Annotated in this window: 23 protein-coding genes; 6 read left to right on the top strand and 17 right to left on the bottom strand. The window is 68.4% G+C overall.

Annotated features, from left to right (window positions below):
* The first annotated feature begins 1 nt into the window (after position 1).
* On the top strand, positions 2–661 hold the full coding sequence (locus tag PWS46_RS00525; protein ID WP_434616632.1) for a pseudouridine synthase: 660 nt from the start codon (positions 2–4) through the stop codon (positions 659–661).
* Here PWS46_RS00525 and PWS46_RS00520 read toward each other — a convergent pair.
* From PWS46_RS00520 to PWS46_RS00495, 6 genes are all read right to left on the bottom strand, one after another.
* A complete protein-coding gene (locus tag PWS46_RS00520) occupies positions 603–2,423 on the bottom strand; it encodes an acyl-CoA dehydrogenase C-terminal domain-containing protein (protein WP_434616629.1) in 1,821 nt (606 codons plus the stop codon). The two genes, PWS46_RS00525 and PWS46_RS00520, sit on opposite strands and share 59 nt — an antisense overlap.
* Positions 2,424–2,460: 37 nt before the next feature.
* Positions 2,461–3,387, bottom strand: a complete 927-nt coding sequence (locus tag PWS46_RS00515; protein WP_434616626.1) for an electron transfer flavoprotein subunit alpha/FixB family protein — start codon at positions 3,385–3,387, stop codon at positions 2,461–2,463.
* A 169-nt stretch (positions 3,388–3,556) separates the two neighbouring features.
* Positions 3,557–4,306, bottom strand: a complete 750-nt coding sequence (locus PWS46_RS00510) for an electron transfer flavoprotein subunit beta/FixA family protein (protein ID WP_434616623.1) — start codon at positions 4,304–4,306, stop codon at positions 3,557–3,559.
* 207 nt (positions 4,307–4,513) lie between these two features.
* Entirely contained in the window at positions 4,514–6,163 is a 1,650-nt protein-coding gene (locus PWS46_RS00505) for an acyl-CoA synthetase (protein WP_434616620.1), read from the bottom strand.
* A gap of 170 nt (positions 6,164–6,333) precedes the next feature.
* Positions 6,334–7,056: a response regulator transcription factor gene (locus PWS46_RS00500; protein WP_434616617.1), complete on the bottom strand. Its 723-nt coding sequence runs from the start codon at positions 7,054–7,056 to the stop codon at positions 6,334–6,336.
* A gap of 78 nt (positions 7,057–7,134) precedes the next feature.
* Positions 7,135–9,924, bottom strand: a complete 2,790-nt coding sequence (locus PWS46_RS00495; RefSeq protein WP_434616614.1) for a cache domain-containing protein — start codon at positions 9,922–9,924, stop codon at positions 7,135–7,137.
* Between the two features lie 217 nt (positions 9,925–10,141).
* Here PWS46_RS00495 and PWS46_RS00490 point away from each other — a divergent pair, with 217 nt between their 5' ends.
* Positions 10,142–10,465, top strand: a complete 324-nt coding sequence (locus PWS46_RS00490) for a DUF485 domain-containing protein (RefSeq protein WP_434616611.1) — start codon at positions 10,142–10,144, stop codon at positions 10,463–10,465.
* Positions 10,462–12,144, top strand: a complete 1,683-nt coding sequence (locus PWS46_RS00485) for a cation acetate symporter (protein ID WP_434616608.1) — start codon at positions 10,462–10,464, stop codon at positions 12,142–12,144. The genes PWS46_RS00490 and PWS46_RS00485 overlap by 4 nt, the downstream gene beginning before the upstream one ends.
* 62 nt (positions 12,145–12,206) lie before the next feature.
* Here PWS46_RS00485 and PWS46_RS00480 read toward each other — a convergent pair whose 3' ends face one another.
* Both PWS46_RS00480 and PWS46_RS00475 read right to left on the bottom strand, forming a co-directional pair.
* The gene (locus PWS46_RS00480; protein ID WP_434616605.1) at positions 12,207–12,428 is read right to left on the bottom strand and encodes a hypothetical protein; all 222 of its coding nucleotides are present in this window, start codon (positions 12,426–12,428) and stop codon (positions 12,207–12,209) included.
* Positions 12,429–12,481: 53 nt separating this feature from the next.
* Complete coding sequence (locus PWS46_RS00475; RefSeq protein ID WP_434616602.1) at positions 12,482–14,521, bottom strand: ATP-binding protein; 2,040 nt, start codon at positions 14,519–14,521, stop codon at positions 12,482–12,484.
* A 306-nt stretch (positions 14,522–14,827) separates the two neighbouring features.
* On the opposite strand from PWS46_RS00475, the gene PWS46_RS00470 reads away from it, so the two are divergent.
* Positions 14,828–15,070 (top strand): hypothetical protein, encoded by a 243-nt coding sequence (locus tag PWS46_RS00470; protein WP_434616599.1) that lies wholly within the window; start codon positions 14,828–14,830, stop codon positions 15,068–15,070.
* Complete coding sequence (locus PWS46_RS00465) at positions 15,067–15,309, top strand: hypothetical protein (protein ID WP_434616596.1); 243 nt, start codon at positions 15,067–15,069, stop codon at positions 15,307–15,309. Before PWS46_RS00470 ends, PWS46_RS00465 begins: the two co-directional genes overlap by 4 nt.
* Before the next feature lie 28 nt (positions 15,310–15,337).
* Here the strand turns inward: PWS46_RS00465 and irrA are convergent, their stop codons facing one another.
* From irrA to PWS46_RS00450, 3 genes are all read right to left on the bottom strand, one after another.
* Positions 15,338–15,760 (bottom strand): iron response transcriptional regulator IrrA, encoded by a 423-nt coding sequence (gene irrA, locus PWS46_RS00460; protein WP_434620031.1) that lies wholly within the window; start codon positions 15,758–15,760, stop codon positions 15,338–15,340.
* A 222-nt stretch (positions 15,761–15,982) separates the two neighbouring features.
* Positions 15,983–17,380, bottom strand: coding sequence for an NAD(P)H-dependent flavin oxidoreductase (locus tag PWS46_RS00455; protein WP_434616593.1), 1,398 nt, complete (start codon positions 17,378–17,380; stop codon positions 15,983–15,985).
* Positions 17,381–17,634: 254 nt separating this feature from the next.
* Complete coding sequence (locus PWS46_RS00450; protein ID WP_434616590.1) at positions 17,635–18,378, bottom strand: glycerophosphoryl diester phosphodiesterase; 744 nt, start codon at positions 18,376–18,378, stop codon at positions 17,635–17,637.
* Between the two features lie 66 nt (positions 18,379–18,444).
* Between PWS46_RS00450 and PWS46_RS00445 the strand changes: the two genes are divergently transcribed.
* Positions 18,445–19,482 (top strand): lysine-2,3-aminomutase-like protein, encoded by a 1,038-nt coding sequence (locus tag PWS46_RS00445; RefSeq protein WP_434616587.1) that lies wholly within the window; start codon positions 18,445–18,447, stop codon positions 19,480–19,482.
* Positions 19,483–19,492: 10 nt separating this feature from the next.
* Here the strand turns inward: PWS46_RS00445 and PWS46_RS00440 are convergent, their stop codons facing one another.
* The 6 genes from PWS46_RS00440 to PWS46_RS00415 all read right to left on the bottom strand — a co-directional run bounded on the left by PWS46_RS00440 (position 19,493) and on the right by PWS46_RS00415 (position 25,253).
* Positions 19,493–19,831, bottom strand: a complete 339-nt coding sequence (locus tag PWS46_RS00440; RefSeq protein WP_434616584.1) for a GIY-YIG nuclease family protein — start codon at positions 19,829–19,831, stop codon at positions 19,493–19,495.
* 80 nt (positions 19,832–19,911) lie between these two features.
* Positions 19,912–20,442, bottom strand: coding sequence for a tryptophan-rich sensory protein (locus tag PWS46_RS00435; protein WP_434616581.1), 531 nt, complete (start codon positions 20,440–20,442; stop codon positions 19,912–19,914).
* Positions 20,443–20,478: 36 nt separating this feature from the next.
* Entirely contained in the window at positions 20,479–21,504 is a 1,026-nt protein-coding gene (gene holA, locus PWS46_RS00430; RefSeq protein WP_434616578.1) for a DNA polymerase III subunit delta, read from the bottom strand.
* 18 nt (positions 21,505–21,522) lie between these two features.
* Positions 21,523–22,065, bottom strand: a complete 543-nt coding sequence (locus tag PWS46_RS00425) for an LPS assembly lipoprotein LptE (protein ID WP_434616575.1) — start codon at positions 22,063–22,065, stop codon at positions 21,523–21,525.
* On the bottom strand, positions 22,052–24,622 hold the full coding sequence (gene leuS / locus PWS46_RS00420) for a leucine--tRNA ligase (protein WP_434616572.1): 2,571 nt from the start codon (positions 24,620–24,622) through the stop codon (positions 22,052–22,054). Before leuS ends, PWS46_RS00425 begins: the two co-directional genes overlap by 14 nt.
* A 91-nt stretch (positions 24,623–24,713) precedes the next feature.
* Positions 24,714–25,253: a DUF3576 domain-containing protein gene (locus PWS46_RS00415; RefSeq protein WP_434616569.1), complete on the bottom strand. Its 540-nt coding sequence runs from the start codon at positions 25,251–25,253 to the stop codon at positions 24,714–24,716.
* Positions 25,254–25,271: the final 18 nt, after the last annotated feature.

Here is a 25,271-nt window from a genome sequence, read left to right as displayed (position 1 = left end):
CGTGCCGCGCCTGATCCTGCTGAACAAGCCCTATGGCGTGCTGCCGCAATTCACCGACGACCAGGGCCGCCCGACCCTGGCGGATCTGGTGCCGGTGAAGGACGTCTATGCCGCCGGCCGGCTCGACCGCGACAGCGAGGGGCTGCTGGCGCTCAGCGACGACGGCCCGCTGATCGCCCGCATCGCCTCGCCGGCCAACAAGATGCCCAAGACCTATTGGGTGCAGGTGGAGGGTATCCCGACCGACGAGGCGCTGGAGGCTCTGCGCCGCGGCGTCACGCTGAAGGACGGCCCCACCCTGCCCGCCGAGGTGCGGCGGATGGAGGAGCCGGAGTCGCTGTGGCCGCGCGATCCGCCGGTGCGCTACCGCGCCGCCATCCCCACCAGTTGGATCGCGCTGACTATACGCGAGGGACGCAACCGGCAGGTCCGCCGCATGACTGCGGCGGTCGGCTTCCCCACCCTGCGGCTGATCCGCTGGGCGATCGGCGACTGGACATTGGACGGGCTGGCGCCGGGGCAGTGGCGGGAGGTCCCCCAACCGCCCGCGACACCCAGCAAGGGGCCAAAGGCCCCGGCACCAACCGGCAAGCACGGCCCCGTCAAGCCGCGCCGAACAGTTGCTCCTCGCTCAGCGCCATCACGCTCGCGGAGCCGTTGACGACGGTCGCCCGCAGCGCCGCCGCCTTCGGCAGCACATGGGTGGCGTAGAAGCGGGCGGTCAGCGGCTTGGCCGACAGGAAGACGGTGTCGGCATCGCCCTCCGCCAGCCGCTCCGCTGCCACCTTGGCGGCGCGGGCCAGCTGCCAGCCGCCGGCGACCACGCCCATCAGCTCCAACAGAGTCACCGACGCGGCGGCCGGCAGGCGCGGGTCCTGTTTCGCCACGCCCAGCACCCAGGCCACCGCCTGCTTGGCCTCGTGAACCGCCCCGACCAGTTCGGCACCGGTCACCCGCAACGCGTCATCAGCATGGCCGGACAGCTCGCCGCCAAGCGCCGCGATCTCGTCCAGAAGCCCGTTGGCCGTCGCCCCGCCGTCGCGCAGGATCTTGCGGTTGATCAGATCGTTGGCCTGGATGGCGGTGGTGCCCTCATAGATCGTGGTGATGCGGGCGTCGCGCAGATGCTGGGCGGCTCCGGTCTCCTCGATGAAGCCCATGCCGCCATGGACCTGCACGCCGTCCGAGGCAAGCTGCTGGCCGGTCTCGGTGCACCAGCCCTTGGCGATGGGGGTCAGCAAATCGACCAGCAGGGCGGCCCGGCCGCGCGCCGCCTCGTCGGCATGATGGTGCGCCACGTCCACCGCGGCGGCGGCGGTGTAGAGGATGCCGCGCATCGCCTCGATCCGCGCCTTCATGCCCATCAGCAGGCGGCGGACGTCGGGGTGGTTGACGATGCCCTTCGACTGGCCCTCGGTCCAGCCCTGCGGCTTGCCCTGCACGCGGTCGCGGGCATAGGCCAGCGCCTGCTGGTAAGCGCGCTCGGCGATCGACAGGCCCTGCATGGCGACGTTCAGCCGGGCGTGGTTCATCATGGTGAACATGTATTCCAGGCCGCGGTTCGGCTCGCCAACCAGGAAGCCGGTCGCCCCGCCCTCGTCGCCGAAGGACAGCACGGCGGTCGGGCTGCCGTGGATGCCCAGCTTGTGCTCCAGCGACACGCACTTCACCTGATTGCGGGCGCCCAGGCTGCCGTCGGCATTGACCAGGAACTTCGGCACGACGAACAGGCTGATGCCCTTCACGCCCGGAGGCGCATCGGGCAGGCGGGCCAGCACCAGATGAACGATGTTCTCCGTCAGGTCATGGTCGCCATAGGTGATGAAGATCTTCTGGCCGCTGACGAGGTAATGGTCGCCGTTCGGCACCGCGCGCGACCGCGTGGCGGCAAGGTCGCTGCCCGCCTGCGGCTCGGTGATGTTCATGGTGCCGGTCCACTCGCCCGAGATCATCTTGGGCAGGTAGATGTCTTTCAGTTCCTCGGAGCCATAGAGCTGCACCGCGTTCACCGCCCCTTGCGTCAGCATCGGGCAGAGCGCGAAGGCCATGTTGGCGGAATGCCACATCTCCTGCACGGCGGTGTTCAGCAGGTTGGGCAGCCCCATGCCGCCGCGCTCCGGGTCGAAGGGCAGCCCGTTCCAGCCGCCTTCGACCAGCGCCTGCCAAGCCGCCCCCCAGCCCTCCGCCGTGCGGGCAATGCCGTCGGCGCCGAGCTTGGCCCCCTGGACATCGCCGATACGGTTCAGCGGAGCCAGGATGTTCTCGGCGATCTTCGCCGCCTCGCCCAGGATGCTGTCCACCATGTCGGGGCTGGCATCCTCGAAGCCCGGCAGAGCCGCCACGTCGGCCATGCCGGCGAGGTGGTCGAGGACGAAGCGGATCTCTTTCAGCGGCGGGGTGTAGGGGATCGCGGCGGCGGTCATGGGGGACCTCTTCGGGTAACGGAGAAAATGAACGGGATCAGACGGCCTGCTGCAGCTCCGGCAGCGCCTTGAACAGGTCGGCGACGAGGCCGTAGTCGGCGACCTGGAAGATCGGCGCCTCCTCGTCCTTGTTGATGGCGACGATCACCTTGCTGTCCTTCATGCCGGCGAGGTGCTGAATGGCGCCGGAGATGCCGACGGCGACATAGAGGTCCGGCGCCACGATCTTGCCAGTCTGCCCGACCTGATAGTCGTTCGGCACGAAGCCGGCATCGACCGCGGCCCGGCTGGCGCCCACGGCGGCACCCAGCTTGTCGGCGATGGCCTCCAGCAGGTGGAAATTGTCGCCCGACTGCATGCCGCGCCCGCCGGAAATCACGATGCGGGCGGAGGTCAGCTCCGGCCGCTCCGACTTCGACAGCTCCGCCGAAACGAAGCTCGACAACGCGGGATCGGCCACGGCGGCGACGCTCTCGACCGGGGCGCTGTTGGTGGCGGCGGCGGCCTCGAAGGCGGTGGTGCGGACGGTGACGATTTTCACCGCATCGGCCGACTGCACGGTGGCGATGGCGTTGCCGGCGTAGATCGGCCGCTCGAAGGTGTCGGCGGAGACCACGCCGGTGATGTCGGAGATCATCGCCACGTCGAGCAGCGCCGCGACGCGCGGCAGCACATTCTTGCCGACGGAGGTGGCGGCGGCGAGGACATGGCTGTAGCCGGGGGCGAGCGAGACCAGCAGCGCCGCGACCGGTTCGGCCAGGGCGTGCTCGTAGGCGGCATCGTCGGCGAGCAGCACCTTGGCGACGCCGGCCAGCTTGGCGGCCTGTTCGGCGGCCGGGGCGGCGTTGCGGCCGGCGACGAGGATGTTGATGTCGCCGCCCAGCTTGCTCGCGGCGGTGACCGCATGGGCGGTGGCTGGCTTGAGGGTGGCGTTGTCGTGGTCGGCGAGGATCAGGATGGGCATGGCGGATTCCTCTGGCGGGCGGAGTGCGGGGAGTGCAGACACTTGCCCCCACCCCGACCCTCCCCCGCTGGGCGGGGGAGGGGGAAAGTGCTGATACGGGAGAGCGGCGGAGTTCCCTCCCCTGCGAAGCGGGGGAGGGTTAGGGTGGGGGCACCGGACAGGCGCTTCCTCAGATCACCCGCGCCTCGTTCTTCAGCTTGTCGACCAGCGTGGCGACGTCGGGAACCTTGATGCCGGCCTGACGCTTGGCCGGCTCGGCCACCTTCACCGTGGTCAGCCGCGGCGTCACATCGACGCCCAGCGCGTCCGGGGTGACGGTTTCCAGCGGCTTCTTCTTCGCCTTCATGATGTTCGGCAGGCTCGCATAGCGCGGCTCGTTCAGCCGCAGATCGGCGGTGACCACCGCTGGCAGCTTCAACTCCACCGTCTCCAACCCGCCGTCGATCTCACGGGTGACCGCGACTTTGCCGTCGGCGGCGGCGACCTTCGAGGCGAAGGTGCCCTGGCCCCAGCCGAGCAGCGCCGCCAGCATCTGGCCGGTCTGGTTGCAGTCGTCGTCGATGGCCTGCTTGCCGAGGATCACCATCCCCGGCGCCTCCTTCTCGACCAGCGCCTTCAGCAGCTTGGCGACGGCGAGCGGCTGCGTCTCGACATCGGTCTGCACCAGGATGGCGCGATCCGCTCCCATCGCCAGCGCCGTGCGCAGCGTCTCCTGGGCCTGGGACGGGCCGACGGAGACCACGACGATCTCGGTCGCCGCACCGGCTTCCTTCAGACGGACGGCTTCCTCGACGGCGATCTCGTCGAAGGGGTTCATCGAGAATTTCACGTTGGACGTCTCGACGCCGGACTGGTCGGTCTTCACCCGGATCTTGACGTTGTAATCGACGACGCGCTTCACGGCGCAGAGGATCTTCATGGCGCGGGTCCCCTAAGGATTGGGCAGCGTGTAGGCATGGGAGGGCGTTGGCCCCCTCCCCATCCCTCCCCCACCTTCGGTGGGAGAGGGGGCTGGACGCTTGTCGCGTGTGACGTGATTGCCAAAGCGGCGGCAGTCCCCTCTCCCCTCGGCCGGCCGCAGGCCGGTCCGATAAGGGGGAGGGTCAGGGAGGGGGCAAAGCGCCCCTTACAGCCCCTCGGTCTGCTTGCGCAGGACGTATTTCTGGATCTTGCCGGTGGAGGTCTTCGGCAACGGGCCGAACACCACCGTGCGCGGGCACTTGAAGTGGGCCATGTGCGAGCGGCAGAAGGCGATGATGTCGGCCTCGGTCGCGGTGGCGCCGTCCTTCAGGGTGACGAAGGCGCAGGGCGTCTCGCCCCACTTCTCGTCATGACGGGCGACGACCGCGGCCTCCAGCACCTCCGGATGCTTGTAGAGCACATCCTCCACCTCGATCGACGAGATGTTCTCGCCGCCGGAGATGATGATGTCCTTGGAGCGGTCCTTGATCTCGACGTAGCCGTCCTCATGCCAGACGGCGAGGTCGCCGGTGTGGAACCAGCCGCCGGCGAAGGCCTCTTCCGTCGCCTTGGGGTTCTTCAGATAGCCCTTCATGACGTTGTTGCCGCGCATCATGATCTCGCCCATGCTGCGGCCGTCCTTCGGCATCGGCTCCAGCGTGAAGGGATCGGCGACGATCACCGCCTCCAGCATCGGGCCGCGCACGCCCTGTCGGGCCTTGATCGCCGCCTTCTCGTCCAGCGTCAGGCCGTCCCAGCGGTCGTGCCAGACGCAGACCACGGTCGGGCCGTAGCATTCGGTCAGGCCGTAGACGTGGGTGACTTCCCAGCCCATGCGCTCCATGCCGGCGATAACGGCGGCGGGCGGGGCGGCGCCGGCTACCATCACCTTCACCTTCTGCTCGATGCCCTGCTTCAGCTCGGCCGGGGCATTGTTCAGCATGTTCAGGACGATGGGCGCGCCGCAGAAGTTGGTCACCCGCTCCTCGCGGATCAGGTTCAGCACGGCATCCGGGCGGACCTGACGCAGGCAGACGGCGGTGCCGGCGGTAACCGCGATGGTCCAGGGGAAGCACCAGCCGTTGCAGTGGAACATCGGCAGCGTCCACAGATACACGGGCGCGTCGCCCATGTTCCAGGACAGCGCGTTCGACACCGCGTTCAGGTAGGCGCCGCGGTGGTGATAGACGACGCCCTTCGGGTTGCCGGTGGTGCCGGAGGTGTAGTTCAGCGCGATGGCCTGCCATTCGTCGGCCGGCGGGGTCCAGGCATGCTCGGTGCCGACATCGCTGATGAAGGCCTCATAGTCGCGGTCGCCGATCAGCTCGCCGCCGGTGTAGGTCGGGTCGTCGATGTCCACCACCGGGATCGGCGAGTCCAGCAGGGCCAGCGCCTTCTTGGCGACGCCGGAGAACTCGCGGTCGACGATCAGGATCTTCGCCTCGCCATGCTTCAGGATGAAGGCGATGGCCTCGGCATCCAGGCGGGTGTTGATGGCGTTCAGCACGGCGCCGGCCAGGGGCACGCCGAAATGCGCCTCGAACAATTCCGGCGTGTTGGCGGCCAACATGGCGACGGTGTCGCCGGTGCCGATCCCCACATTCGCCAGCGCCGCGGCCAGACGGCGCACGCGGACGAAGGTTTCCGCCCAGGTCCGGCGGACCGGGCCATGGACGACGGCCAGCCGGTCGGGCCACACCGCGGCGGCGCGTTCCAGGAAGGTCAGCGGCGTCAGCGCGACGAAATTGGCGGCGTTGCGGTCGAGATCGCGCTCGTACGGATTGGCGCGGACATCGGCGGCGGCGGATTCACTCATCGGACCGTTCTCCCCAGGGGTTCTTTGTTGCGCGCCGACATCGGGCGCGGCGGTGTTGGAAACAGCCTGTACCAGATCAGCTTTGCGCAACTTTCTCAGGATTATGACCAATTGTTATTGGCACTGTTTCGCCAGGGCGCAGTGGGGGTGCCCCCGTCATCGCACCCCGGTCATCGCAACCACGTCACGTCTCCCGCGAACAGGTATCCGGCGCCGTAGACCGTCTTGATCAGCCGCGGCGCGCGCGGATCCTCCTCGATCTTCTTGCGGATGCGCGAGATGCGGACGTCGATGCTGCGGTCATAGGGGAAATCGTCGCGGTCCTGATCCGGGCCCTGCAGATGCTCGCGCGACAGCACGCGCTTGGGCGCCTTCAGCAGCATCAGCAGAAGCGAGGCCTCCGCCGCCGTCAGGCTTTCCTGCCGGCCGTCGTCGGCGGTCAGCGTCAGGTTGCCCAGATCGAACACCCAGGGGCCGAAGCGCGCCCGCGCCGTCTCCGCGGCGGCGGTAGCGCCCGACAGCTGTTCGCGGCGGCGGATGGCGCTGTTGACGCGGGCGACCAGTTCGCGCGGTTCGAACGGCTTGACGATGTAGTCGTCGGCTCCCAGCTCCAGCCCCAGCACGCGGTCGGAGGTGCCGCCGCGCCCGGACAGGATGATGACGCCGAACCGCACATCCTCCCACAGCTCGCGCACCAGGGTCAGCCCGTCCATGTCCGGCAGGCCGAGGTCCATCAGGCACAGGTCGGGGGCCTGACGCTGGATCGCCGCCCGCGCCTCGCGCCCGCTGGCCCAGCAGGACACGTCATAGCCGTAGCCCTCCAGCACCTCCGTCACCAGCCGGCGGATGTCGGCCTCGTCCTCGATCACATAGATGCGCTTCTTCTGTCCCACGCGCGTTTCCCCTCGGCACTCGTCGCCCTGATTTTTCCAGGTGCGTTCTATTAGGTGCGTTCTCTGAGCGCGATCCTATCAGGCCGGCGCGGGTTCGGCGGCGTGGCCGATGGCCGCCACCAGGTCCCGCTTGTCCCATGGCTTGCGCAGTATGACGGCATCGGCGGGCACGTCGCCATACTCGACGGCGAATCCGCTGACCAGAACCACCCGCATGGCCGGCCGCAGCAGCCGGGCGCGCCGCGCCAGCTCCACCCCCGACAGGCCGGGCATGACGATGTCGGAGACCAGCAGCGACAACCCGTCGATCTGTTCCACCAGTTCCGCCGCCTCGTCGCCGCTCGCCGCCTCCACGACAGAAAAGCCGAGGTCGACCAGCTGCTGGCGCATCACCTGCCGCACGTCGTCATTGTCCTCCGCCACCAGCGCCAGTTGGCCGGACCAGCCGCCAATCTGCGGTTCGGCCGAAGCCGGATCGGCGTCCGGCAGGCGCGCCACCGGCTCGGCGCGCGGCAGCAGCAGGGTGACGGCGGTCCCCTCCCCCCGCCGACTATCGATGCGCAGGTACCCGCGCGACTGCTTGACGAAGCCGTAGACCATCGACAGACCCAGCCCCGACCCCAGCGCCTTCGTCGTGAAGAAGGGCTCCACCGCACGGGCCAGCGCCTCCGACGTGAAGCCGGTGCCGGTGTCGCTGACGCGGATTTCCAGATAATCGTCGGGCCGGACCGGCTCGTCGAAGGACTGGTCGCCCTCCACCCTGCGGATGCCCACCGCGATGTCGAGCCGCCCGCCGCCGGCCATGGCGTCGCGCGCGTTGATGGCGAGGTTGACCAGCGCGTTCTCCAACTGGGTCTGATCGGCGATGGTCCAGCACTCCCGCCCCTCCTCCGGCACGCCGATGGCGATGGAACTGGGGAAGGAGCGGCGCAGCAGCACCGCCATGTCGCGCAGCAGGCCGCACAGCTCGATCGGTTGCGGCTTCAGCGGCTGCTGGCGCGAGAAGGCGAGCAGCCGGGCGGTGATGTCGGCGCCGCGGCGGCCGGCGCGCTGGGCCGGCTCCAGATAGGCGTCCAGCCCCTCCACCGCGGCGTAGCGGTCCCGCGCCGCCGACAGGTTGCCGATGATGATCGACAGCAGATTGTTGAAGTCGTGCGCCAGCCCGCCCGACAGCTGCCCGACCGCCTTCAGCCGCTGCGCCTCCACCAGTTGCCGTTCGGTATGCTTCTCGTCGGTGATGTCCAGCGTCAGGACGAACAGGCCGGTGACCGCGCCCTCCTCCAGTCCGCCCTCGCCGCGATGCGGGATCAGCGTCGTCTTGGTCACGATGTCGCGACCGTCGCGCGGGAAGGCGTATTCGAAGGTCACCACGCTCCCCGACAGGCAGCGGTCGAGATGCGGACCGAGCGCCGCCATCGCGCGCCGGCCGACCACGGCGGCAAGGTCGCGGCCGATCACCTCGGCCTTGTCGCGCCCGACCAGCTCGGCCCAGCGCAGGTTGGCGAAGGTCAGCCGGCCGTCGCGGTCCAGCCCGGCGATGCAGGCGGGAATCGCGTCCAGAATCACGCGCTGCCGGCTCTCCGCCTCCGCCAGCGCGGCGGTGCGGTCGCGCACCCGGCTGTCCAGCGTGGCGACGGTGTCGCGCAACTGCCGGACCATGCCGTCGAAGGCGGTTCCCAGCAGCCCGATCTCGTCGCCGCGGCGGATGCCGCTCTGGGCGTCGAGGTCGCCGGCGCGCACCTGCGCCGCCGTGTCGGCCAGACGGCGCAGCGGCCGGACCAGCCGGCCGACCGCGATGTAGCCCAGCAGGCTGCCCGCCGCCATCAGCGCCATGCCGATGGCGAGGATGCGGTTGCCCAGCACCACCGACGACCGCCGCAGCTCGTCCACATAGACCGACGAGGCGATGTACCAGTCGAATCCCTCGAAATGCCGGACCCAGCTGATCTTCTCATACGCATAATTGCCGGGATCGTCGGGCTTGTCCCACAGGTAGGTCAGCGGCACCCCCTTGGCCGCCGCAGCCTTCAAATCCTCGGCGATCGGGCGCCCGGTGGCCGAATTCAGCCGGTCGCCGAAGGCCGTACCCTCGATGTTCGAATTCGGGTGGATGATCATCCGGTTTGCCGAATCGAAGATGTAGAGATAGCCGGTGCGGGCAATGCGCAGCTTGCGCAGGGCCTGGCGCAGATCCTCGATGGCCTGGGCCTTGCGCCGCTCCACCTCGGCGTCGACGTCGGCCAGATAGGCGCCGGTGCCGACGATGATGCCGCGCCTCGACAGATCCTTGAAGAAGCTGAGCTTCGGCGCCCGCTCGTCGCCGTTGGGCCGCCACCACGGATAGGTCTGGAACCCCTCCCCCTCGCGCTTGGCGGTGGCGACGATGGTGGGCAGGATGTGGCGACCCAGATTGTCGCGCAGATCGTCGGCCTTCCGCCCCTCATAGTCCGGCGACGGATGCGACAGGATCACCGAATCGTAGCCGATGGCCCAGACATAGTCGCCGTTGCCGTAGCGGAAGGCGTGCAGCCCCTCCATCGCCTCGCGCCGGGCCTGCTCCATGGTGATCTCGCCACGGTCGGCGCGGGCATAGACATGCTCGATGTAGCCGACCGCCAGTTCCAGCACGTCGCGCAGGCGGGTCTTGTAGGACTCCACCGTGGCCGTCCGCTGTTCCTCCAGCCCGACGCGGATGCGGCTGACCAGTTCGAACACGTTGTCGAGGATGGTGCGGCTGGCGTCGCGCTCGATCTCGTAGGCCTTCTCCTCGATGAAGGGGACTGAGAAGACATAGGCCGCGGCGGAGAACAGCCCGAGCGAGATCAGGATCGCCGAGAACAGCCGGAGGAAAAGGGGCGAGCGGATCATTTTCCGGGCGGGGGCGGCAGGATTCGGGGATTGGGGAGGCGCCGCCATCATCCCAGCTTCGCCGCCGCGCCTCAACGCGAATCGGTGCGATTGTTGCCTGAATTGCGCTGAAACAATTCGTCATATTTCCGGGAAATTTGCGAAACAGTGTTTTGTTAGCCGGAAGGACATAAGCCCATTCGAGGCAAACCAAGGACGTCCAGCGTCTGGAGGAAACATGCACTCCCCCGCGAACAACCCGGTTTACGAGAGGGTCCGCCGGAACCCGAAATTCCAGGAACTGGTGCGCCAGCGCAGCCGGCTCGCCCTGATCCTGTCGGCCATCGTGCTGGTCGGCTACTACAGCTTCATGATGGTGGTCGCCTTCGCGCCGGACCTGCTGCACAAGCCGATGTCCGACGACTCGTCGCTCAGCATCGGCTTCCCCATCGGGGCGGGGATCATCATCCTGTCCTGGCTGCTAACCGGCGTCTACTCCCACTTCGCCAACGGCCGTTTCCAGGACCTGACCGACGAGATCACGCGGGAGACGCTGCAATGACCGCCCGCCGCATCCTCCACACGGCGGCTGCCGCCACGCTGTTCGCCACCCTGGCCGCCGTGCCGGCGCTGGCCGCCGGCGATGTCGGGCAGCTGGAAAAGCAGCCGATCAACCTGTCGGCCATCGGCATGTTCATCGCCTTCGTGCTGATGACGCTGGGCATCACCTATTGGGCGGCCAGCCGCACCCGCTCCACGTCCGATTTCTACACCGCCGGCGGCGGCATCACCGGCTTCCAGAACGGTCTGGCCATCGCCGGCGACTATATGTCGGCCGCGACGCTGCTGGGCCTGTCGAGCCTGGTGTTCGCCAAGGGCTATGACGGCTTCGTCTACACCATCAGCTTCTTCGTCGGCTGGCCGATCATCCTGTTCCTGCTGGCGGAGCGGCTGCGCAACCTCGGCCACTTCACCTTCGCCGACATCGCCTCCTACCGGCTGGACCAGGGCAAGATCCGCACCTTCGCCGCCATCGGCTCGCTGACGGTGGTGTGCTTCTACCTGATCGTCCAGATGGTCGGCGCCGGACAGCTGATCAAGCTGCTGTTCGGGCTGGACTACAACGTCGCGGTCGTCGTGGTCGGCGTGCTGATGGTGGTCTATGTCACCTTCGGCGGCATGATCGCCACCACCTGGGTGCAGATCATCAAGGCGGTGCTGCTGCTGGGCGGCGGCATCCTGCTGGCCTTCCTGGCGCTGTCGCGCTTCGGCTTCAGCCTGGAGGCCATCGCCAAGAGCGCCATCGCCGCGCACAAGGACGGCGTGAAGATCATGGGGCCGGGCACGCTGCTGGCCGACCCGGTCTCGGCAGTGTCGCTGTCGCTGGGCCTGCTGTTCGGCACCGCCGCCCTGCCGCACATCATGATGCGCTTCTTCACCGTCCCCAACGCGCGCGAGGCCCGCAAGTCGGTCTTCTACGCCTCGGGCTTCATCGGCTTCTTCTTCCTGATCGTCTGCATCCTGGGCATGGCGGCGATCACCATCGTCGGCACCGATCCGCAGTTCTTCGAAGGCGGCAAGGTCGGCGGCAAGCTGATCGGCGGCGGCAACATGCCGGTGATGCATCTGGCCAAGGCGCTGGGCGGCGACCTGTTCCTGGGCTTCCTGTCGGCGGTCGCCTTCGCCACCATCCTGGCGGTGGTGTCGGGCCTCGCCCTGGCCGGCGCCTCGGCAATCGCCCACGACCTCTATGCGCGCGTCATCCGCAAGGGCGAGGCGACGGAGCGCGAGGAGATGCGCGTCTCCAAGATCGCGTCGCTGGTGCTGGGCGTGCTGGCCGTGGTGCTGGGCATCGCCTTCGAGAAGCAGAACGTCGCCTTCCTGGTCGGCCTGACCTTCGGCGTCGCGGCGTCGGTGAACTTCCCGGTGCTGATCCTGTCGATGTACTGGAAGGGCCTGACCACCCGCGGCGCGCTGGCGGGCGGCATCGCCGGCCTGGTCTCCGCGGTCACGCTGGTGATCCTGTCGAACGCCGTGTGGGTCGTGGTGCTGAACAACCCGAAGCCGATCTTCCCCTACGAGCAGCCGGCCCTGTTCTCGATGACGCTGGCCTTCCTCGTCACCATCATCGTGTCGAAGCTGGACAGCAGCGCGTCGGCCCGCGCCGAGCGCGACGCCTTCGAGGACCAGTTCGTCCGCTCCCAGACCGGCATCGGTGCCGCCGCCGCGGCCAAGCACTGACAGCCTGGAACCACTAAGAAAAGCGCCCTTCCCCGACCTGGGGGAGGGGCGCTTTCCGTTTGTCAGCCCGCCGAAACGCTGTTGTCCTTGCGGCGCGACAGCTGCACCTGTCCGTCCAGGCATTTGACGTAGCCGGTCTTGCCCGGCTTCAGCCCGTCCAGGATGGTCACCAGCGCCCGCGGGATCGCCGCGAATTCCTTGGAGCCGCGCGACTGGCCGTTGTAGGCGGCGATGTGATTGCGAAGCTCCTCCTTCGATACCGGCTTCCCGTCATTCCCGATCATCTCGTCCGCCTTTCGATCCGCATCAAAGCCGACAGGCCTGATTGCCGACAGGCTTACGCCGGCAATCCGTCCGCCGCAACCGGCGGGCCGACGCGGGTCGCCGGGAAGCGGATGGTGACGGTGGTGCCGCGGCCCGGTTCGCTGTCGATGCTCAGGCATCCACCATGCAGGGTCATCAGATCGCGGCAGATCGACAGCCCCAGCCCGGTGCCGCCGAACCGTCCGGGGATGCTGCTGTCTGCCTGCTGGAACGGCTCCAGGATACGGGTCAGCGCTTCGGCCGGAATTCCGATGCCGGTGTCGCGCACGGCGATGGCGATGCCGCCATCCTCCTCCTGCACCGCGCCCACCGTCACCCGGCCGCCGCGCGGGGTGAACTTCACCGCGTTCGACAGCAGGTTCAGCAGCACCTGCCGCAATGCGCGCTCGTCGGCCAGCAGGTGGGGCAGGCCGGGGGCGCCGTCGACCGTCAGCAGCACGCCGCCGGCATCGGCCGGCACCGCGGCCAGCGCCCGGCAATTCTCGATTGTCCCGGCCGGCTCCAGCCAGCTTTCATCCAGCGTGTAGCGCCCGGCCTCCAGCTTGGACATGTCCAGAACGTCGTTGATGAGGTCGAGCAGGTGCCGGCCGCTGTTCTGCACATGGCGGGCATAGTCGCGGTAGCGCGGGCTGCCCAGCGGGCCGAACAGCTCGTGCAGCATGATGTCGGAAAAGCCGATGATGGCGTTCAGCGGGGTGCGCAGCTCGTGGCTCATGGTCGCCAGGAAGGCGCTCTTGGCGCGGTTGGCGGCCTCCGCCTGATCGAGCGCCGCGGCGAGGCGCGCCGCCGCCTCCACCCGTTCGGTGATGTCGTGCGCCTCGACCACCAGCACCGTCACCGCCCCCCGGTCGTCGAACACCGGCTTGATCGTCACGTCCATCACGCGGGTCGCGCCGTCGGTGACCACGTCGGTCTCATAGCGGACGAGCCGTCCCGATGCCGCCTTTTCGATGGACTGCCGGAATCCCGCCGCCAGCTCGTCGGTGCGGGCCCAGCCGCGGAACTCCCAGGCGCGGTGGCCGACCAGGGCTTCGGCCGGCAGCCCGGCCAGCGCGCAGGCCGGCTGGTTCAGCGCCAGAACCCGTCCGTCGGGCGACAGCAACCCCATGATCTGGAAACTGCTGTCGAACAGCGCCTGCGACCGCCGGTCGCTGGCCCGCAACGCCTGCGTCGTCGTCTCCAGCCGCCCGAGCTGTCGCAGGGCCAGCAGGGCCAGCAGCAGCACCACCACCGAAACCGCCGCGGTTTCCAGGATGCGTTTCCAGCGGTCGTTGTACCAGCCGGCCAGCACGTCGTCGGTGCGGATGCGGACATAGACGTACAGCGGCAACCCCGCCACCCGGCGGACCGTGCCGATGCGCTCGCGCCCTTCCGCCGGGTCAAAACCGGACAGCGTCCGCGCAGCCTCCCCGGCGGGCAGCCGCGGCAGAAAGGCGGCGAAGGCGGAGCGGTCCTGGTCCAATCGCAGGCCGGTCCGCGAATAGGCCAGGACCGTGCCGTTCTCACGGTAAAGCAGGATGATGCTGAGCGGCCCGATGGTCTGGCTGGCATAGAGCCGGGTGAAGCGGTCGAGGTCGAGCACCGCCACCGCCATGCCGCTGCCGTCCGTCAGGGGCCGGATCATGGCCGCCCGCCAGCCGCCGTCGGCCGTCCGGTAGGGCCCGACGAAGGCCGCCGAACCGTCGCGCACCGCGTCGCCCAGCGGGGTACCGGCGACCGAGGCCGGATCGTCCAGCCCGGCGGCCTGCCGCACCCGCCCGTCCGGCTCCACGATCAGCATGCTCCGCAGGGCCGGGCCGGGGCCGGACTCCACGCCCGGCGGCTCCGCCGTGTCGCTCAGCAGATGAGCGGTGATCCGTCCGCTTTCCGCCATCGAATGCAGGGTGTAGCCGGCAACGACGATGACGCGGCGGGCATCCTCCTCCAGAAGGATCGACAGGTTGACGGTCTGGCGCAGACCGTCCTGGATCGCCCGGTCGCGCGCACGGTCGAGGTCGGCATAGGCGACCAGCCAGAAGCCGGCGATCACCGCCACAAGCAGTCCGATGCGCAACGCGGCAACCGGCGGCAGGGACGACAGGCGCCACCGTCTCCCGCGTGCGCCGCTGTCCGGTTCGGAGAGATCCGTCAAAGAGAATGGCCCGCCGCATCTGAATTCTGAAACGACGTCAAGCCGGAAAGGCCGGACGCGGCGAACTGTAGCATGCCGGTGCGGGACATTTCACGTTCGCATACCCCTGATCCGTGCAGAAGTTGCAACGCCGTGCATGATGCCCGGTTCGGGAAAAGTTTGGCTCGACAAAGCCGCCCGCCCGCGCTTCTCTGCCCGTCGATGATGTGGAGGAGGGTCCGGACCGGCATGCTGCAGGATTTCTTCGATGGCCTGTCTCAGGGGCCGTTCTTGGGGCTGATGCTGTTCCAGATCGCCATCGTCTGGCCCTTGTCGCGCATTCTGCGGCGGGCCGGCTTCTCGCCGCTGTGGGCCCTGTTCTCGCTGGTTCCGCTCGGGCATGTCGTTCCCATCGGCGTGATGGCGCACAGCCGCTGGCCGGTCCTGCCGGCGCGTCAGGCGCGCAAGGTCAAGGCACGGAGGACGGCATGACGGAGACCGTGATCCATCTGGGCTTCTGGGAACTGCTGATCGGCTCGATCGTCACGATGTACATGCTGATCGCCGGCGGCTGGGTCCTGGCCAAGGCCGGACGCAGCCCGCTGTGGATCCTGCTGCTGCTGTTCCCCTACATCAACGTCCTGGCGGTCTGGGCCTTCGCCTTCATGCGCTGGCCCTTCGTCGACCGCGCGCCGAGCCCCGCCGAACCGGGCCCGGCCGACGGGAACTGAGCGCGAAACGGCTTCAGTAAAATCGGGTTCAGCAATCGTCCTGGATCAGGCGGACGATCACGTCGACGCGGGCGACGCGGGTGCCGGCCGGAGCGGCCGGCAGGTTCTGCACCACCAGCCTGTCGGCGGGGATGTCCTCCAGCCGGCCGGTGGATTCGACGAAGAAATGGTGGTGATCGCTGGTGTTGGTGTCGAAATAGGACTTTCCCGCCTCCACCACCACCTCGCGCAGCAGGCCGGCGGCGGTGAACTGGTTCAGCGTGTTGTAGACCGTCGCCAGCGAAACCGGCAGGTCGGCAGACAGCGCCTCGCCATGCAGTTGTTCCGCGGTGACGTGCCGGTCGCACCCTTCGAACAGCAGCCGGGCAAGGCCGAGGCGCTGGCGGGTCGGGCGCAGGCCGGCACCGGTCAGCTGGTCGAGGACTCGCTTGAAGGGGCGTTCGGCGGTCATCATGGGCGTGGCCCCCGTGCTGTCGAATTCGGGATCGAACATCAGGTCCAACACTGAACCGCGGCCCATGGCCGCAATCCGTATAACTGTAAAACCATTCGGAAAGGCCGCGCAAGTTATTGTCGCACCGACGTCAACCGGACGGCACAAGCGCCGCTGGGAATTGCAAAGGCCGCCGGCGGTCTCCCGCCGACGGCCTTGCCCGTCCGATGATGCGCCCGGTCAGTAACCGGAGGCGATCCGTTCAAACAACTGCTTCACCGTGGGGATGAAGCCGTCCTTGTAGTAGGGATCGCTGGCGAAGCGGTAGGCGTTGTGCCCGGCGAACATCAGCTGGTTTTCGCAGTCGTCGGTGTGGCTGACCGCCTGGAGCGTCTTCTGGATGCAGAAGGAGCGCGGATCGGCGCGCTTGCCCGTCGTCCCCTCCTCGTTCTGCGCCCAGTTGGAGAAGCCGCAGGCCGACAGGCAGCCCATGCAGTCGACCTGATCGTGCAGGATCTTCTCCGACTGCTGGGGCGTGACGAAGACCAGCGTGCTGTCCGGCGTCTTCAGGGCGGTGGTGAAGCCCTGGGACAGCCAGCCCTCGGCGCGCTGCTTGTCGCTTTCGGTGACGTAGACCGGACGGCCGCGCGGACCGACCGGGAATTCGGCCGAATGCTCGCCCACCGGCTTGGACAGATAGGCGACCTGACGCTCGGAGCGCGCCATCAGGTCCAGCAGGAACGGGTTCTTCACCGCCGACGAATAGAATCCGGTGGGAGAGAAGCGGTTCAGGAAGACGTCGCCCGGCTGCAGCGCGACCAGCTTGCGCTTCCACGCCATGGAGATCGGGCTCTCCTGGGTCAGCAGCGGACGGGTGCCGAACTGGAAGGCGACCGGACCCAGGTCCGGGTTGTCGATCCAGTCCTCCCACTCCGACAGCCACCAGACGCCGCCCGCCATCACGATGGGGGTGTCGTTCAGGCCGAAGCTGTTCATCATCTGGCGCAGGGCCAGGACGCGGGGGAACGGATCCTCCGGCTTCTGCGGGTCTTCCGAGTTGGACAGGCCGTTGTGGCCGCCGGCCAGCCACGGATCCTCGTACACCACGCCGCCCAGATGCTCACGGAACTTGTGGTACGCGCGCAGCCACAGCGCGCGGAAGGCGCGGGCCGACGAGACGATCGGGTAGTAATGGACGCCGTAGCGCACGGCGATCTCGGCCACCTTGTAGGGCATGCCGGCGCCGCAGGTGACGCCGTGGATCAGACCCTGGGCGCCTTCCAGCACGCCGTGCAGGATGTGCTCGGCGCCGCCCATCTCCCACAGGACGTTCATGTGGATGCGGCCGTTGCCGTTCGACGTCTCGTGCGCGATGCGCGCCTGGGCGATGCCGCCCTCGATGCCGAAGGCGATCAGCTCGTTATGGCGCTCGCGCCGGGTCTTGCCCTTGTAGATCTGCGGCAGAAGGTTGCCGTTCTCATCATAGCTGTCGGCGTTGACACCCGAGAAGGTGCCAATCCCGCCGGCAGCCGCCCAGGCGCCGGAGCTTTCGCCGTTGGAAACGGCAATACCCTTGCCACCCTCGACGAGCGGCAGAACCTCCCGGCCGGACATCGGCAACGGCTTCAACGCCTTCAACGAACCCTCCAAAGACCGAACGTGGCATCCCGTGGGACGCCGGACCAAAGCGGCGGACTACCAGACGACGAAAGGCTCCGCCGGAATCCGCGTGGGTTCCGGCGGGATCGCCAGTGCGGTTCTATATATGAGGAATTGGCGCGCCCTACGAGCGGATTCATCCCCCCGCGCAAAAAACGTTCACGATTTGCCGCAGTCGCGAACGGAAGCGTCAGCGTGTCGACCGCTCCTCCGGCACATCATCAGGCACCCGATCAGGCGAGCGGCCCCAGTTCCCGCGCCAGCCGTCCCGGCGCGTCGGTGAAGACCGCGGACACGCCCCAGCCGAACAGCGTCCGGGCGCGCCCGGCGTCGTTGACGGTGTAGGACAGCACCGGCCGGCCGGTGGCCCGGTATTCCGCGATGCTGTCGGCGGTCTGGCGGCTCTGGTCGACGTTCAGGGTGGCGGCCCCGATGCGGTCGGCGATGGCGGCCCAATCGGCCGGCGGATCCCACAACAGATAGCCGCGCGGGATCTCCGGCCACAGCCGCTGCGCCACCTCCAGGCAGGGCACCTCGAAGCTGGACAGCAGGAGCGACCGGTCGGACGGCCACAGCGGGCGCAGAACGTTCAGCGCCACCTCCGCCGTGACCTCCTCCTGCCCCGGATAGGGCTTGATCTCCAGGTTCAGCCCGAGGCCCAGCTCGCGGATCAGATCCACCGCTTCTTCCAGCGTCGGCACCCGTTCGCCGACGAAGGCGGCATCGAACCAGCGCCCGGCGTCGAGCTGCTGAAGCTCTGCCAGATCGAGCAGCGGCACCGGGCCGGTGCCGGTGGTGGTGCGGTCCAGCGTGTCGTCATGGATCAGCACCGGCCGCTGGTCGCGGGTCAGCATGACATCCACCTCCACCCAGCGGGCGCCCTGGCGGGCGGCTTCGCGGATCGAGGCGAGGGTGTTTTCCGGAGCGCTTTCCTTGGCGCCGCGGTGGCCGATCAGGCGGGGAAGAGTCGACAGCATGGGTCTCGCAGGAGTAAGAGCGGTCGCTTTCCTACATGACCCATTCCGTCGAAGCGGGAAAGAGCGATGAAGGCCCTGCACAGCGTTTCCGATCTGGTGGCCGCCGGGCTGATGACGCCGGAGGCGGGCGAGGCCGTGCGTACGGTCGCCGACCGCTATGCCGTGGCGCTGACCCCGTACCTGCGCGAGACGCTGGCCGGACGTACGGATCCGCAGGATCCGCTCTATGCCCAGTACGTCCCCTCCCCCGCCGAGGCGTACAGCACGCCGGAGGAGCGCGAGGACCCGATCGGCGACGGCGCGCGCAGCCCGGTGAAGGGCATCGTCCATCGTTATCCCGATCGGGTGCTGCTGAAGCCGCTGCATGCCTGCGCCGTCTATTGCCGCTTCTGCTTCCGCCGCGAGATGGTCGGTCCCGGCGGCGAGGCGCTGACCGCCGACGAGATGGAGGCGGCACTCGCCTACATCCGCGACCATGAGGAGGTGTGGGAGGTCGTCATCACCGGCGGCGATCCGCTGCTGCTGTCGCCGCGCCGGCTGCGCGGAATCGTCCAGGCGCTGTCGGCCATGCCGCATGTCGGCATCGTCCGCCTGCACAGCCGCATCCCCGCCGCCGATCCCGACCGCATCACCCCGGACCTTTTGGAGGCGCTGACCGCCCCCGACCTCGCCACCTGGGTCGCCGTCCACATCAACCATGCCGACGAACTGACCCCGCCGGTGCGGGCATCCCTCGCCCGGCTGGTGGAGGCCGGCATCCCGCTGGTCGGCCAGACCGTGCTGCTGAAGGGCATCAACGACAGCCATGCGGCGCTGGAGGCTCTGTTCCGCGGCATGGTGCGCAACCGGGTCAAGCCCTATTACCTGCACCATCCCGACCTCGCAGCCGGCACCAGCCATTTCCGCCCGACGCTGGCCGAGGGGCAGGCGCTGGTGACCGGCCTGCGCGGAAAGCTGTCCGGCCTGTGCCAGCCCACCTATGTCCTCGACATTCCCGGCGGCCACGGCAAGGCCCCCGCCGCCGCGGCCTGGATCGAGGAGGAGGGCGAGGACCGCTATCGCGTCACCGACTTCACCGGCCGGGTTCACGACTACCGGGGCTGAGCGCCCGCCCTCAGATCACCGCGGCCCCCATCGCCGCCACCCAATGGGCAACCCGCGCCTTCAGCGCGGCGGTGCGGGCGAAGGCGAGGTCCTCATCCTCCAGCCGCTCGACGATCTCGAAGGCCAGCGACTCGGAGCCATGGGCGTTCCACGCCGCCTGGAGGCTGCGGTGCGGACAGCCGCCCATCTTCAGCTGGAACCACAGCCGGTTCTGGATCTTGTCGAGATCGGGCGCGCCGCCCACCCACACCATACCGGCAGCGCCACAGCGGACGGCGAACACGCCGGCCACGCTCTTGCGCTCCTTGTAGGCGGCCACCGCCGCCTTGCGATCCTCTTTGCCAACCACGCCCAAACCTCCCCGCAGGCAACATCGTTCCCGTCTGATTATACCCGGGTGATATTCGCTGCAAGGGTTTTATCCGGGTGTTATCCCCAGAGGGCCGGCGTGCCGAACAGCGGGTCGGGGTTGATCAGCGCGTTGTGGATGCCGACCACCGACGCGAAGCCGGTCCACAGGATCAGCGGCGTCCAGATCAGCGCGATGCTGCGGTCGTCCCGCGCCACCAGCGCGATACAGACGGACGTGATGACGAAGAAGGACACCGTCCAGGCCGCGGCAAGGACCGAGCTGCCCAGCGTGAAATAGACGAGGCTGAAGGTGGCGTAGATCACCCAGGTCACCGCTTGGAGCCCGATCAGCAGGCCACGGCTGCGGATTCGCCGCGCCGGGTCGAGCAGGCGGATGTCGCCCCAGATCTGGAAGACGTTCAGCGTGAACCACATGACCGGGAACACCCATCCCGGCGGCTGCAGGGGGGACGGCTGGTGCCCGGCGAAGGGCTGGCCGCCGCGTTCGACGAAGCCCCAGGCGTTGACGATGACCCAGAACAGCAGGGGTTGCCACCAGCGCACCCGGAAGGGGGCGGGCGGTGGCGCGGAGTATGTGGCGTCGCTCATGCCCCGCCAGATAGCGCGGGCGTCCCAATGGTCAAGTCAGCGCCGGGCGCCCAGGGACGCCAGTTGGAACAGCACGCGGGCGCACAGCGTCTCGTCCGGCATGTTGGTGCGCTTGCAGTCGGCCTCGGCATCGACCAGCCGTTCCAGCGCCTGTCGGACATGGTTGGGCGACCAGTGGCGCGCCTGTCTGACCAGCCGGGTCTTCAGCTTGAAGAAGACCGGCGGGCGCAGCGACTCGACGGCGGCCTCCGGCGACTTGCCGGCGGCGACCTGGGCGGTCAGCAGCTGCAGGCGCTGGAAATGGCGCTGGGCGCCGCGCAGGATCGGCACCGGCGAGGTGCCCTCGGCAAACAGCCGCGCCAACGAGCGGTCGAGCGTGGCGAAATCGCCCTCCGCCGCCGCCCACACCGGCTCGTCCATCGACAGGGCGGCGCTGTCGCCGATGCAGGCCTGGGCATCCTCCAGCCGCACGCGCTTTTCCTTGCCCATATAGAGCGCCAGCTTCTCGGCCTCGCCGCGCGCCACCATGCGGTCGCCGACGAGGTTGGCGGCCAGGAAGCTCAGCACGTCGGGGTCGGCGGTCAGCCCGTGACCATGCAGGATGTCGGCGATGACGCGGCCGAGCGAAGCCTCCTCCTCGACATAACAGGGGATCGCGGCGCCGGCATCCGCCCCCTCGAACAGAAGCCGCAGCTTGGAGCGGGCCGACAGGTCACCCGACTCGACGACCACCAGACTGTCGCCCGGCGGCAGAGTCTCGAAGAAGGCGGTGAAGGCGGCGGTGCAGTTGTCCTCCGCGTCGCGGACGCGGATCAGGCGCCGGCCGCCGGTGAAGGAGATCGCCGCCGCCTCGTCCGCCAGCCGCGCCGGATCGTCGGCAATCGCGCGACCCAGGAACTCGGCGACGCGGAACGGATCGGACAGGTCCTGCACCACCGTCTTGCCCAGCGTCTGGGCGCGGTCGCGCACGAGACCCGAGTCGGGGCCATAAAGCAGCACCGCCCGGACCTTGCGGTCCGGGCTGCGCAGAAAACCGTCGATCGCCTTGGGCTGGAGCTTCACCCTTGCATCTCCGGCCGGTCAGGACCCGCGGCCGAGATACATGGCGACGCGGGTGGTGATGTCGTTGGAAATGTCCTCGAGTGCCCGGTCATAGGCGCTCTGCACCGTCACGATGGCGGCGTAATGCTGCTCCAGCGTGTTGTAGCTGACCATCGAGCGCGAGCTGGACTGGAACACCACCTGCCCGGTCTGGGTGTCGGTCAGCCGATAGGGGGCGTTGACCAGCAGCTGGGCGCGCACCGCGGTGGCGTCCTTCTGCAACGCAAGCTTCTGCTCCGACGCCGACAGCGCCACATCCAGCCGGTAGCGCGGATTGCTCGGCCGCTCCGACGGATAGAAGTTGTCGATCAGCAGGTTGCGGAGCTTCTGTCCCTCCCGGTTGGGGATCGACGCGATGTCGACCTCCATCAACCGGTCGGCCGCGGCGGCTCCGACACCCTTGCCGCCGTAGAGCGGCTGGAAACCGCAACCCGTCAGCGACAGGGCGGACAGACCGAGCGCGAGGGCGAACAGCCCCCGCGCCATGGCCTGACGGAACGGTCTGGTATCAGACGACGACATTGATCACCCGGTTCGGGACGACGATGACCTTGCGCGCCGGCTTGCCGTCCATGGCGCGCTGGACGTTGGCGTCGGCAAGCGCCGCCTGCTCCGCCGCGTCCTTGTTCATGTCTCGCGGCAGCTCCAGCGTGGCGCGCAGCTTGCCGTTGACCTGGACCGCGACCTTGACGCTGTCCTCCACCACCAGGGCGGGGTCGGCTTCCGGCCAGGGCTGATCGGCCAGCAGGGTGGTGTGCCCCAGCTGCGCCCACAGCTCCTCGCCCAGATGCGGCATCATCGGACCGACGAGACGGACCAGCGACTCGAAGCCCTCGCGCAGGACCCAGGCCTCGCCCTCGCCCTTGCCGTCCAGCTCGCCCAGCGCGTTGGACAGCTCGCGGACGCGGGCGACCGCCTTGTTGAAGCGGAACTTGTCGAGATCCTCCGACACGCCGGAGATGGTCTTGTGGACCAGACGGCGGGCGGCCTCGGCCTTCGGGCCGAACGACTCGGGGCTAGGAGCGCCGGCGGCGGGCAACTCCACCGGCGCCTCGGTCACCATCCGCCACAGGCGGTTGATGTAGCGCCAGGCGCCGTCGATGCCGGCCTCGGTCCATTCCAGATCGCGTTCCGGCGGGCTGTCCGACAGCATGAACAGGCGGGCGGCGTCGGCACCATAGGTGCCGATGATGTGCGCCGGGTCCACCACGTTCTTCTTGGACTTCGACATCTTCTCGACGCGGCCGACGGTGACCGGCGCGCCGCTGTCGGCCCGGACCCACTCGCCCTTGTCGTTCCTGGTCAGGTCGGTCGGGGCCAGCCAGGCGCCGGTGCCGGCGTCCTTGTAGGTCTCGTGATTGACCATGCCCTGGGTGAACAGGCCGGTGAACGGCTCTTCCAGATCCAGATAGCCGCAGGTCTTCAGCGCGCGCGTCCAAAAGCGGCTGTAGAGCAGGTGCAGGACCGCATGCTCGATGCCGCCGATATACTGGTCGACGCCCAGCCAGTAATCGACCGAGTCGCGGGTGAAGGCCGCATCCTCGGTCTTCGGCGAGCAGAAGCGGGCGAAATACCACGACGACTCGATGAAGGTGTCGAAGGTGTCGGTCTCCCGCACCGCCGGCTTGCCGCAGGTCGGGCAGGTCGTGTGCTTCCAGGTCGGGTGGTGGGCCAGCGGGTTGCCGGGCTTGTCGAAGGTCACGTCCTCCGGCAGCACGACCGGCAGCTGGTCGTCCGGAACCGGGACGATGCCACACGACTCGCAATGGATGACCGGGATCGGGCAGCCCCAATAGCGCTGGCGCGACACGCCCCAGTCGCGCAGGCGGTACTGGGTGGTGCGCTCGCCCTGGCCCGCCGCCTCCAGCCGCTTGCCGGCCTCGTCCTTGGCCGACTCGGTGTCGAGCCCGTCGAGGAAGGCGGAGTTCCGCAGCACGCCGGGACCGGTGTAGGCCTCGGTCCCGACCTCGAAGGCCGCCGGATCGGCGTCGGCCGGGATCACCACCGGACGCACCGGCAGGCCATACTTGCGGGCGAAATCCAGGTCGCGCTGGTCATGCGCCGGGCAGGCGAAGATCGCGCCCGTGCCGTATTCCATCAGCACGAAGTTGGCGACATAGACCGGCAGCTCCCACGACGGATCGAAGGGATGCACGACCTTCAGGCCGGTGTCGAAGCCGCGCTTCTCCGCCGTCTCGATCGCTTCCTCGCTGGTGCCCAGCCGGTTGCACTCGGCGATGAACTCGGCCAGTTCCGGGCTGGAGGCGGCCAGTTCGGCGGCCAGCGGGTGATTCGGGGAGATCGCGGCGAAGGAGGCGCCGAACAGCGTGTCGGGCCGGGTGGTAAAGACCTCCAGCTCCTCCTCGCGCCCCTTGATCTTGAAGCGGAAGCGGACGCCGGTGGACTTGCCGATCCAGTTCTCCTGCATGATGCGGACGCGCTCGGGCCAGCGGTCCAGCGACTCCAGGCCCTTCAGCAGGTCTTCGGCATAGGCGGTGATCTTCAGAAACCACTGCGACAGCTTGCGCTTTTCCACCAGCGCGCCGGTGCGCCAGCCGCGGCCGTCGATCACCTGCTCGTTGGCGAGAACGGTGTTGTCCACCGGATCCCAGTTCACCCAGGATTCCTTGCGGTAGGCCAGGCCCGCCTTCAGGAAATCCAGGAACATCTTCTGCTCGTGGCGGTAATACTCCACGTCGCAGGTGGCGATCTCGCGGTCCCAGTCGATGGACAGGCCCATCGTCTTCAGCTGCCCGCGCATGGTCGCGATGTTCTCGCGCGTCCAGGCGGCCGGGTGGACCTTCTTCTCCAGCGCGGCGTTCTCGGCCGGCAGGCCGAAGGCGTCCCAGCCCATCGGGTGCAGGACGTTGAAGCCCTTGGCGCGCTTGAAGCGCGCGATCACGTCGCCGATGGTGTAGTTGCGGACGTGGCCCATGTGGATGCGCCCCGACGGATAGGGGAACATCTCCAACACATAGTATTTGGGCCGGGAGGCGTCCTCGCGCGCGGTGAAACAGCCCTTGCCGTCCCACACGCCCTGCCACTTCGCCTCGGTTTCCTTGACATTGTAACGCGACATGAGCGCGACGCCGTTTTCCGTTGTACCAGATGACCGGATGCTTGCCTGACCTGCCCCCACCGGCCCGGGAAGGCCGGCGGAGGCCGCCGCGTCAGCGGGCGGCGGCGTTCTGCGACACGCGAAGCTGGCGGGCGCGGGTCAGCACCGCATCCTCCAGCTGGCCGGCGGTCTCCGGCCCGACCGCGACCTCGCGCCAGTCGTTGCCGGCCCGCTGCTGGCGGAACACCGACACCCGCACGCCGTCGGCGCGCAGCTGGCGGTCCATGATGTAGAGGTTGACCTTGAAGCGCTCGTTCGGCGACTCGGGCGGGGTGTACCAGTCGGTCAGGATCACGCCGCCGAACGGATCGGCCGAGGCGATCGGCATGAAGGACAGCGTGTCGAGCGAGGCGCGCCACAGGAAGCTGTTGACGCCGATGCCGCCGGCGCTGTCCTGGTCGCCGCCGCGCTTGTTCTTGCCGAACAGGTTCAGGCCGCCGTCGGTGCCGAGCAGGCTGCCGAACTTGTAGTCCTTGTTCTTCATCTGCTCTTCGACGGTTTCGGTCTTGCCGCCCCAGCTTGCGCAGCCGGCGATCGAGACGGAAGCCGCGAGCAGTACAGGGACAAGGCGAAGGGCGGTCGAACGGCGCATGGTCGGGAACCCGGTTCA

Origin of the sequence: Azospirillum sp. B2RO_4, from assembly GCF_051124815.1 — a bacterium.
In the GTDB taxonomy this organism is placed as follows: Bacteria; Pseudomonadota; Alphaproteobacteria; order Azospirillales; family Azospirillaceae; genus Azospirillum.
Note: the sequence above shows the minus strand (reverse complement) of the source record. Positions and strands in the feature narration are given on the sequence as shown.